This window comes from Peptoniphilus obesi ph1 (assembly GCF_000311865.1).
GTDB lineage: Bacteria > Bacillota > Clostridia > Tissierellales > Peptoniphilaceae > Peptoniphilus_E > Peptoniphilus_E obesi.
The window spans coordinates 70795-81933 of the sequence record NZ_HE978583.1; the positions used below are offsets into that span (position 1 = coordinate 70795).

Below are 11139 nucleotides of genomic sequence, written 5' to 3' on the forward strand. Positions count from 1 at the left end.
ATAAAAATCAAAAGTCTAAATCTTGTCCATAAATTTTTACAATTTTTTTCAAATTTCCCCTAAATTTTCTTATTTAATTGACACTAAAATAGACTTGAATTATACTTATAGGTGTTAAGAGATGCTATCTTTGGACGATTTAAATATTTCTTAATCTTTTTTATTATTAAGAGTTTTTTAAGTTCTTAGATAAATATTATATCTCTGGAAAGGAATTCAACATGGATAAAATCTATGCAAAACTTTTTGGAGTTCCACAAATTTTAAAAAATGGAGAAGAAGTATTTTTCCCATATGCAAAAATAAATGCATTAATCTACTATATTGTAATTAATAAAGTTGTATCTAGAGATGAAATGGCTGGTCTTTTATGGCCTGATGAAAACGAAAGAATAGCTAAAAAAAATCTTAGAAATGCACTATACCAAGCAAAAAAATGTCTGGATGCTGATTTTATTATTTCACCAAAAAAATCCATTCTTATGTTAAATGAAGATATAGATATTGAGTCTGATGTAAATTTATTTTTAGAAGATCCAAAGAAAAACCTAGACCTTTACACTGGAGACTTTTTAAAAGGTTTTTTCTTAAAAGAAGCAGAATCTTATGAATACTGGATCACAAATAACAGAAACTCTTTACAAGATAAATTTACTTCCCAATCTTATCTAAAAATCGAAAGCGATATTGAAGAAGGAAATTATAAAAATATAGAACAAAGAATAAATACCCTAGTTCAAATAGATGAATTTGATGAAAAAAACTTTAGACTTCTTATGAAATATTATCAAAAGACTGGAAGAAACTCTAAAGTTGTAGAAACTTACTATGACCTATCCAAACTACTTCATAACGAACTTGGGGTAACACCTGATGCAGAAACTAAAAAAATCTATGATGAATCTATCGAGTTAATAAACTTAACTAATTCTAGGAAAAAAATTCCTGATAATTTCTTCTATGGAAGATACAAAGAACTATCTATAATAGATGAAGCTTTAGATAAATATAAAGATAACCAAGCTAGTAAATCAATATATATTAGAGGAGAAGCCGGAATTGGCAAATCTTATCTTACAAAAAGGGTCCTAAAAGAAAGACAAAACGACTTCTTTGTAATAAACATCTTCTGCTACCAAGCAGAGCAAAACTTTGTCTTGAGACCATTTTCTGTTTTAGCTGAAAGATTGGATCAAATTTTAAAAGATGAAAATCTAAAAGAAGTAAGTCTATGGAAAAATGTACTAGCTAGCCTATCCCCTAGCATGAACAACAATAGCGTCGAGACAGATATTGTTGAATCAGAAGGATCTTTAAACTTTGATATGCTTTCACAAATCTTTATAGATACTATAAAGAAAATAAATTCAAAGAAAAAATTAATTATAGTCTTTGAAGACCTTCAATGGATGGACAGGATTTCTATAAGACTACTAACTTCTGTCTTGCTACATACTAGCGACGAAGCCTTATTTATCCTAACAGCAAGAAATCAAAAAAATGAAGAATTAGAAAACTTGATTACTTCCGTATCTAGGTATGACAAGCTTATAGAAATAAATATGGAAAGATTTGACCAAGAAGATTCAAAAAATTTCCTAGAAAGAGCCTTGCCAGATCAAGAACTCAGTCAAGAAAAAATAGATAAGATTTATGCAGAAAGTGAAGGCAATCCATTCTTCTTATCAGAATATGTAAACCTTATTAAGTCTGATTCTAGCATCGATATCCTGAGTCAAAAAATGATGGATACAATAAAATCTAGATTTTTATATTTATCAAAAGAAGAATTAGATATTTTAAATATAATAAGTTATTTCTATGACGAAGCTGATATAGATATAATCAGTAGAATCACTGGTCAAGATGAAATAACAATCATCAACCTAATAGAAGAACTTGAAAAGAGAAATATCTTAAGAGAAGTAAACCACTCAGACCATATATCAATAGTCTTTACTCACTCTAAACTTCGCGAATATATTTATATGGTGCAAACAGATTCCAAAAAGAAGATTGTCCACAAGAAAATAGCTGAAATTTTGGAAAATAAAAGTCCTAGCCCTTATGTATATTCTAAATTAATCTACCACTTCAACAAGGCTGGAGAACTTTTAAAAACTTTAAAATATAAAATCGACACCTTAAACTACTATCTTAACTTCTCTCATGAACTTTTCCCAATCCTAACAATCCAAGAGATAAATCTTGATGATGGGGAAAATATATATATTTCAAGAGATAGGATAAATCAAATCTTTTCTGAGCTTTTAGAAGACCTAGAAAAATTATCTAAGACTGAAAAAGAAGAAGATTTAATCCTGGTTGAAATAGAATTTTACTATATGAGAGGCCGCTATCTAATAAGAGATGGCAACTACACAGAAGGCCTAAGAGATATAAGATATGTAATAGCTAAGGCAACCCAAATTGAAAACAAAGACTATGTCTTAGAAGGCTACAAGCAAATAATTTTCTATAATATTCAAACAAACAAACCTAAGGAAATGATTGAATATATAGAACTTGCCCTAAACCTTGCAGTCCAATGTAATTACCACAAGGAAATCGGAATCTTGTTAAGACTAAAAGGACTTTATAATATAATGTCTGGCAACTACTACACTGCCGAGCAGCTCTTAAAAGAATCAATAAACACCTTGCAAGTTACAAAAGAAGTTGCAAATAAATATTCAATAAATATAGCAGCTTCCTATAACTACATCGGAGAACTAAGACTAATATCAGGAGACTATCAAGACGCCATAGAAAAATTTAAAGAAGCAATATCGCTATCTTTAAATAAAAATGCCCTATCTGCCCTATCAATCTTTTATATAAACCTAGGCAAAGCCTACTATATAACAGATCAATTTGAAGAAGCAGAAAAAGAATTCAAACTTGCTTACAGCCTATACGGCGACTTTGACTCCTTCTGGAAAAGAAGCATGCTAGATTCTTACATGGCACTGAACCAAATAAAACTTAAAAATTATGAAGAAGCTAAAAAATATATAGACTATGCCGAAAAATTCTCTTCAACCATGCACGATCCAAGAGACCTTGGCGTAGTAAACTTTGCCCTTTATCAAATTTCAAAAGAAGCAGAAAATAATAAAGAACTAAAAGAAGTCTTTAAAGACAAACTTACAAAAGAAACTTTACATTACAAAGAAAAGGCTATAGAATATTTAGATGAGCATATAGATGTATATGAGTTAAACATCTTAAATGCTTAATAAATACAGGGGAGCAGACGCTGAGAGGAATAAAATTCGACCCTTAAGCTGATCCGGATAATGCCGGCGTAGCGAATATTTTAATATTTCTTAAGTCTTCTCACCTACTATGAGGTGATGTAATGAACAAAACGAAAGCTTTAACTCAAGCAGGAGTTATGATTGCGCTGTCACAAATACTGTCATATGTGAAATTTTTTCAAATGCCACAAGGTGGTTCTGTAACAGCTGCAAGCATGGTTCCTGTTATTTTTTTTAGTCTAGTTTGGGGAGGAAAATACGGATTAATGGCTTGCACAACCTATGGCCTACTTCAATTTGCCCTAGGTGGAGAAGCAATGCTTAATCCTCTATCAATCTTACTTGACTATATCCTTGCATTTGGACTACTTGGAGTAGCAGGATTTTTTAACAAAGATCTTAAAAATGCCCTATTTGGAACAGCACTTGCAGTTCTACTTAGATACCTATGCCACTTTCTAAGCGGATGGATAGTGTTTGGGGAATATGCTCCACCAGGACAAGCTCCATGGCTATATTCTTTAATTTATAACTCTTATATGCTAGTAGAATTAGTTATAACAGTTATAGTTATAGAAATTCTTTATCAAAAAGTAATTAAAGAGGGTCTAATTAAGAAAAATTAATCTTAATTTAAAAAGGAAGGCTAAAATATATAGCCTTCTTTTTGTTTTCCTTAATTACTTTTTTATATCGCGATACTATGATAATATAGTTTTAGAGGTGGAAAATATGAAAAAAATTTTATTGATGGCACTTTGCCTATTTTTACTTACATCTTGTAATAAAAATACAAATCAAAACCAAGCAAATAATGAAATAAATGAAAATAATATTGCTAGTAGCGAAGAAAATCAAGAAAACCAAGATCCAATAACTTTTGAAGGTCAAACTGATAATTACAATATTACTATGAGAATTTCAAAGTTTACAAAAGAAGATCTTGATGATATCGAAGTTAAATACGGAAAAGATTCTGATAGTTACCTTAGCATGCAAGATGATATGCCAAGTTACAAGATGGAAACTCATGTCGTATATGTTGGTGATGAAGTTGAGGGTATCGACTCTGTTGAGTCTATGAAATTTGTAACAGAAATCGATGGAGAAGAAATTGAAAGTGAAGTCCACGGCAGACAAGAAGTTATGAAAGCCTTACAAGGTCATGAAAATGTGACAGCAGATAAATACTTTTATCCAGACCAAAAGAGAGGCAAACTTCCAAGCGAAGATAGCAAGATTATTGTAAAATCAACAGAAAATACTATAGACGCACTTAATTTTGAATGTGCTCTAAATTAAAATTTATACTTATACTAAAAAAGATCGCCGGTCAAAGCGATCTTTCTTTTTATACTTTTTTATCTTATCAATCTATTATTTTTCTTTAATAGTTTGAGCAGCAGTTATTAGTCCAAGATAATATGCTTCATCAGCAGTACAACCTCTTGATAAGTCATTAACTGGTGCATTTAAACCTTGTAGGATTGGTCCAATTGCCCTAAAGCCACCAAATCTTTGAGCTAATTTATAGCCAATATTTCCAGCATCAATTGATGGGAAAATAAATACATTTGCTTTTCCAGCAACTGGTGAACCAGGAGCCTTAATCTTTGCAACTTCTTCAACAAAAGCAGCATCAAATTGTAATTCTCCATCAACAACCATAGTTGGGTCAAGCCTTTTTGCAATTGTAACAGCATCTGCTACCTTATCAACTAATTCGTGGCTTGCAGATCCCTTACTTGAGAATGAAAGAAGAGCAATCTTTGGATCAATGCCAAATTCTCTTGCCATTTCATTAGATAAAACTGCAACCTCAGCCAAACCTTGTGAGTCAAGTTCAATATTAATAGCACAGTCAGCCATCAAATAAACTTCTTCTCCCCTTAGCATCAAGAAGGCACCACTAGTTCTTCTATAACCAGATTTAGTCTTGATAATTTGTAGAGCAGGTCTTACAGTTTCAGCAGTAGTGTGGATTGCACCAGAAACCATACCATCAGCCTTATTTGTATAAACTAACATAGTTCCAAAATAGTTTGGATCTATAATCAACCTATCAGCACCTTGGTCATCAAGTTTTCCCTTTCTTCTTTCTAATAGGGCAGCCTTTAATTCTGGTAAACCTTCATAACTTGCAGGTTCAATAAAATTAAAATCATCTAAATTATAGCCAAGTTCATCAGCAGTCTTTTGAACTTCTTCTCTTTTTCCAAGAATTATAGGTCTTAGAAGATCATCATCTTGCAAATTTTTAACAGCAGTCATAATTCTCTTATCTTCGCCTTCTGGAAAAACTATAATAGGTTTTTCTTCTTTAATCTTTTCTTTTAATACTTTAAGTAAATCCATACTTTCCTCCTATTAACAAATTTTATTTTTGAAAATAATGTAAGACCCCATCCCCATCTTTGTCAAGATAAGAAATTTTTTCTAAATATCTTAAGTGTTCTAAGTGAGCGTGAGCTTCCCCAACTGCAAACCATTTTTGTGAATCAGGAAAATCATCCCAACCCTTGGCCCTTATATCCCACTTCATCCTAATAGTTACATCCCTTGGAGTTAGTGGCCTATCATCAAGAGCATGATAAGCCTCATCTAATCTCTTTGAGTGGTGAGCAAAAATCTCATCACACCTCTTATTTACATCCAAGACAAGGTCTCTGTGAGAAGAATACAAGTGTTTGATATTTAAATCCTTTACCTTTTTGACATTATTTAAATACTTGCCAAGTGGGTCCTTAAATTGAAAACCCCAAAACTGAATATTTGAAGTGATCTTATGTAAAATATGGTCGCCCCCAAATAAAATAGAATGTTTCTTATCATACAGACCGCACATACCAGGAGTATGTCCGCAAAGGTCAATAATCTCAAAATCATAGTCAGCTATCTTTATATGCTCGCCAGGTCTTACAGGCCTATACTTAAAAGCCTCTCTCGTTCTAAATTTATACCCAGGATGATCATTAATATCTAAATTATCTACACCAAGTCCTTGAATATGAGAAAAATTTTTTATCCTCTTCCAATATTTTCCATCACGCTTTCTCATATCACCCATAAGCAGACCATCAAGCTCCGGCATAATAACCTCAGCCCCATTACTTTCAAAAAATCCAGCAAGACCAGAGTGATCTGAATGAAGATGAGTGATAAAAAGTTTAGTCTTCTTTAAATTTAAAGAAAGCTCATTTATATAATTTTTAGTATATTCTAAAACCTCTTCGGTATTAAAACCCGTATCAACAACAATAGCCTCATCCCCGTCCTTAATAATAAAAATATTAATAGACTTCAAAGGATTTCCCCTAAGAGGGATTATCGCCCTGTAAATATTATCATAAAGTTCATAAATTTCTTTCATAATTCCTCCTTAAGCATATTGTATAACAAAATTTGGGTAAATATAAAAAAGCACTATTCTATATATTTATACATTTGCATTGTGAAATTAAAACATTTATTATTTAATAAAGAGGTGATTTAATGAAAAAGCAAGTATTTGTCTTGGGTCTTCTTATTTCTAGCCTGCCAAGTCTAGCATTTGCAAAAGACTATAAAGACATAAGCAATCACTGGGCAAATCCCTACATAAAAGAAATAGACCAGATGCAATTAATCAACGGCTACCAAGACGATAGTTTTAGACCAGATGAGAATTTAAAAAAATCACACATCTATAAAATCGTAAACAGGATCTTCCACTTTACAGAAAAAGATCAAGAAGCATTTAAAAATCTTCCAAAAGACCTTTGGTACCTAGATGAATTAAAAATTGCAGCTAAAGCAGCCTACATAGAAGGATCCGATGACTTCACAGACCAAGATATAACAAGACTAGAATTTATAAACATCTTGGGATCACTCTACGGACTCAATAAAGAAAACATAGATTATACATACTTTACCGACACAGATAATTTAAATGAAAAATCAAAAATTTATCTCGGCAACCTCCTAAAAGATGGAGTAATAAGCGGATTTACAGACTTTGAATTTAAGCCAGATAAAACCATGACAAGAGCAGAAGCATCAAAAATAATAAGCCTATCCATAAAAAAATACGGCAGGGATGCAAAAGCCTATAAGGAAAATCTGGAAAAAGAAAAAATAATAGATGAAGAATACGAAAAACTAAAAAAAGACCTAGAAGAAGCAATAAAAGAAGCAGAAAAACTAGATCCAAAAAGATTTTCCCCAGACTCAATAATAGAACTAAACTCAAAAGTTCTAGCTGGAAAACAAATCTTAAACAACAATAATTTAAATGAAAATCCAAGCAAATATATAGATAAAGAAGAAATAAACTTTAGAATAAAAAAAGCAATCGAAGAAATAGAAGAAGCAAAAAGATCTTTGGTCTATCAAACATCAGATGCAAGACTCTATATAAAATCTTTTGATGCAAAAGGAAATAGCCTAGAAGCAGAATACACAATCAACAAAAAGCCTTTTAAATCAGGCGACCCACTTGCCCCTGGCGACTACCTGCTAGAAGCAAGATCAAAAACAAATAAACAAACATCAAGCTATATCCACATAGGAAACGAAGACAAAACAATAACAATAAACTTCGACGAAGACGACTACCTGGGAGACAAAAATCTAAGCCTAAAAATAGGCTCAAACCTATCCTCCCCACAAGGATTCATCTTTAAGAAAAATGATAGAGTCGAAATACAAATAGAAGAACCATTTGGAAAAGAAATAGACTACCTATTAATCAATGGAAAGAAAAAAGAAGTCCTATCAGAAACATTCATCTTCTTGATAAAAGAAGATACAGAAGTTAGGGCAGTGTTTAAGGATAAGATTTAAAGAATGAAGATGCTACTGAAAAGTAGCTTCTTTTTTTATTTTTTTCTTAAAGTCCAAAGTTAGTTTTTAATTACAAATTTTATTTGGTATTTCTACATTGCTTCTTTTTATCGAAACCTATCGTTTAAATCCCAACTTTATCATCATCTGAAAATAAATTTATTTAGGAGGGAAAATTAGGACGTTCCGAGCGTCCTTTTTCCCTCCTATGACCTCCCTTTTACACCTTGACAGTTCTGCATGTAGAAAAAAATTGATTATACTAGAAATCCAAAACACTTCCTATCAAACTGTTGGATTTCCTTAACGTATAATCAATTTTTTTCTTCTATAAATGTCTGACGGCTTATTTAATCGTGAATAGTAATAAATCAGTTGGAGGAATGAGCAAAAAGCAAAGACATCCGTTAAAAAAATTTTGTGTTTGAGCGAAGCGAGTTCGAAATTTTTAGGATGTCTGCTTTTTGTAATATGTTGAAATAATAAATAACTTAAATCATCCAATAGATTTTAGAAACAGATGAGTAAAGCGTTAGGGATTATCGAGAGGGGTTAAGGGGAGAGATTAAAGGGCGAATCGCAACGCCCTTATCTCTCCCCTTTAAGAAAATTTTGAAATAAATATTTTGTCTGTGAAATGATGTTATGAAATATAAAAATAAAAAATATATAAATTAAAAATTTATAATAAACTTAGATTTAACAGATATGTTTATACATAAATAAATATAGAAAAAGAGAGAAAATATCGGAACATCCTAATTTTCTCCCCTAAATAATTTAAATTTGAAATTTATAGAAAAATTGTGATTTGAACTATATCTTTCGATATAAAGAAGTAAAATATAAACACAAAACAACTTTTAAATTGAAAAACAAGTATATACCTAAAAATAAAAAAAGAAAAAAATAATCCTTTTAAACTAAAGTCCCAAGACATTGAAATAAAAATATGATAAAGGAGTCGCAATAATAATTGTAAGCAAAACTCTTTCATACCAAATAATTACAAAATCCTTAAAAGTTAAAGGAATATTAGTTGCCATAATAACAGGAATTGAAGCTGAGAAAAATAATATTTCTGAAACAACAACAATACCAATGACAAACCTAGAAATAAAATCTGCATTAGCCATAGGAATTACCGGCAAAAACATCTCAATCAAAGACATAGATAAAGACTTTGAAACCAGCATAGCATCCTCAAAACCAAGAAGCTTTGTAAAAGGGTAGAATATTATGCCAGTATATTCAAAAAATGGAGTAAATCTCGCAAGAATAAGACCGAGAGTACCAATCGCCATAAGAGACGGAGCTATATTTAAAGCAAGCCTAATACCATCAGCAAAATTATCCTTTATATTATCCAAAAGATCAGGTGCATTCATTGATTTTTCAATTGCAAGTTCCTTAGCAACCTTAAACTTATCACTTTTGACTTCCTTTTCTCTCTTTCCCTCTTGACCTTCATAAAAAGTATCAGGCTTAGAAGCAAGAGGATATATCCTAGCAGTAATTGCAGTAACTAAAAAAGTAATTGCAAAAGCTGTAAAGAAATATAATAGCCAGTGACTTTGTAAAAACCCAAGATTATCAGCAATAACAATCATAAAAGTTGCAGACACAGTCGCAAAACCAGACCCTATAATACAAGCCTCTCTATCAGTATAGTAACCACGAGTATAAACCTTATTTGTAATCATAAGAGCAATAGAATAAGATCCAACAAAAGAAGTTACAGCCTCAATCGCAGAACGACCAGGAGTATTAAAAAGTGGTCTCATAATCGGTCTCATATAAACACCAATAAATTCCATAAGCCCGTAAGAAGTAATAAAAGCAAGAAAAATTGAACCAACAGGCACAATAGTACAAACATTAAGCACGACATTATTTATAATAAAAGGAAGCATATCCTCTTCTAACATCGATGCAGGCCCAATCTTAAACACACCCATGATAATAAAAGGTAGAGCTATAAGATTTAAGAAAGCAAGAAAAGTCTTAACCTTTGATTTCTTAAAAGACTTAGTTACAAAAGGCATGACCACCCCAATAACAACAAGAGCCAAAGGATATATAAGATTATAAAATGGAATCTTATATATTAAAGTTAGCAAATGATCAATCGGGATACTGTTTCTTCCAGCAATTTTTATCGGCACAAAAAACATAAATGCACCAATTAAGCTATATACGACAAATTGAGTCCAAGCTTTTTTCTCAGTCATAAATTTCCTCCCAAGTATATTTTTACTAATATTTTTTTATTTGTATATTTTTAATGATACCCAAGAGGGTTAAATTTTTATAAAAAATTTGTAAATAATTTTTTAATTATATTTTTAATTTTAATTTTTGATTTCTTATATTTCAATTTGTTCTTTATTTGCAAATTTATTTTGTGTTTCAGTTTTACATTTTTATATCGAAAGATACCGTTCAAATCCCAGCTTTATCATTATCTAAAAATAAATTTATTTAGGAGGGAAAATTAGGACGTTCCGATATTTTCTCTCTTTTTCATATTTATTTATGTATAAGCATATCTGTTAAATCTAAGCTTATTATAAATTTCTAATTTTATAATTTTAAAGTTTTTATATTCAATTACTTTTATTTCCTAAACAAGATATTTAATTCAATTCTTTTATAAAGGGGAGAGATAAGGGCGTTGCGATTCGAACCGTAGATAGTTTCCAAGCAAAGCTTGGACTATCCTGATATGAGACCTGCTACAAAATCAAAGATTTTGGCTAGGGCTTCACCTTTAATCTCTCCCCTTAACCCCTCTCTGTAATCCCTAACGCTTTACACATCTGTTTCTAAAGTGTATTAGATGATTTAAATTTATTAAATATTTCAAGACATTACAAAAAGCAGACATCCTAAAAATTTCGAACTCGCTTCGCTCAAACACAAAATTTTTTTAACGGATGTCTTTGCTTTTTGATTATTACCCCAACTTATTTATTACTATTCACGATAAGAATTGCCGTCAGCTAACATTAGAAGAAAAAAATTGATTATACGTTAAGGAAATCCAACAGTTTGA

Annotated in this window: 7 protein-coding genes and 1 riboswitch; of the genes, 4 read left to right on the forward strand and 3 right to left on the reverse strand. The window is 31.0% G+C overall.

Annotated features, from left to right (window positions below; translation table 11 throughout):
- Window positions 1-221: 221 nt before the first annotated feature.
- From HGPB_RS08055 to HGPB_RS08065, 3 genes are all read left to right on the forward strand, one after another.
- Window positions 222-3239, forward strand: a complete 3018-nt coding sequence (locus tag HGPB_RS08055) for an AAA family ATPase (protein WP_019133178.1) — start codon at window positions 222-224, stop codon at window positions 3237-3239.
- Window positions 3237-3331, forward strand: a riboswitch (TPP riboswitch). (Overlaps the previous gene by 3 nt.)
- 30 nt (window positions 3332-3361) lie before the next feature.
- Window positions 3362-3886: an energy-coupled thiamine transporter ThiT gene (gene thiT, locus HGPB_RS08060; protein WP_019133179.1), complete on the forward strand. Its 525-nt coding sequence runs from the start codon at window positions 3362-3364 to the stop codon at window positions 3884-3886.
- 106 nt (window positions 3887-3992) lie between these two features.
- A complete protein-coding gene (locus tag HGPB_RS08065) occupies window positions 3993-4562 on the forward strand; it encodes a hypothetical protein (protein WP_019133180.1) in 570 nt (189 codons plus the stop codon).
- Between the two features lie 75 nt (window positions 4563-4637).
- Here HGPB_RS08065 and pta read toward each other — a convergent pair whose 3' ends face one another.
- Together pta and HGPB_RS08075 are read right to left on the reverse strand one after the other, a co-directional pair.
- A complete protein-coding gene (pta, locus tag HGPB_RS08070; protein WP_019133181.1) occupies window positions 4638-5615 on the reverse strand; it encodes a phosphate acetyltransferase in 978 nt (325 codons plus the stop codon).
- A 22-nt stretch (window positions 5616-5637) separates the two neighbouring features.
- On the reverse strand, window positions 5638-6630 hold the full coding sequence (locus tag HGPB_RS08075; protein WP_019133182.1) for an MBL fold metallo-hydrolase: 993 nt from the start codon (window positions 6628-6630) through the stop codon (window positions 5638-5640).
- A gap of 122 nt (window positions 6631-6752) precedes the next feature.
- Here HGPB_RS08075 and HGPB_RS08080 point away from each other — a divergent pair, with 122 nt between their 5' ends.
- A complete protein-coding gene (locus HGPB_RS08080) occupies window positions 6753-8084 on the forward strand; it encodes an S-layer homology domain-containing protein (RefSeq protein WP_019133183.1) in 1332 nt (443 codons plus the stop codon).
- Window positions 8085-9007: 923 nt separating this feature from the next.
- Here the strand turns inward: HGPB_RS08080 and HGPB_RS08085 are convergent.
- Window positions 9008-10315 carry a YjiH family protein gene (locus HGPB_RS08085; protein WP_019133184.1) on the reverse strand — a complete coding sequence of 436 codons (1308 nt, stop codon included), beginning with the start codon at window positions 10313-10315 and terminating at the stop codon, window positions 9008-9010.
- Window positions 10316-11139 lie beyond the last annotated feature (824 nt).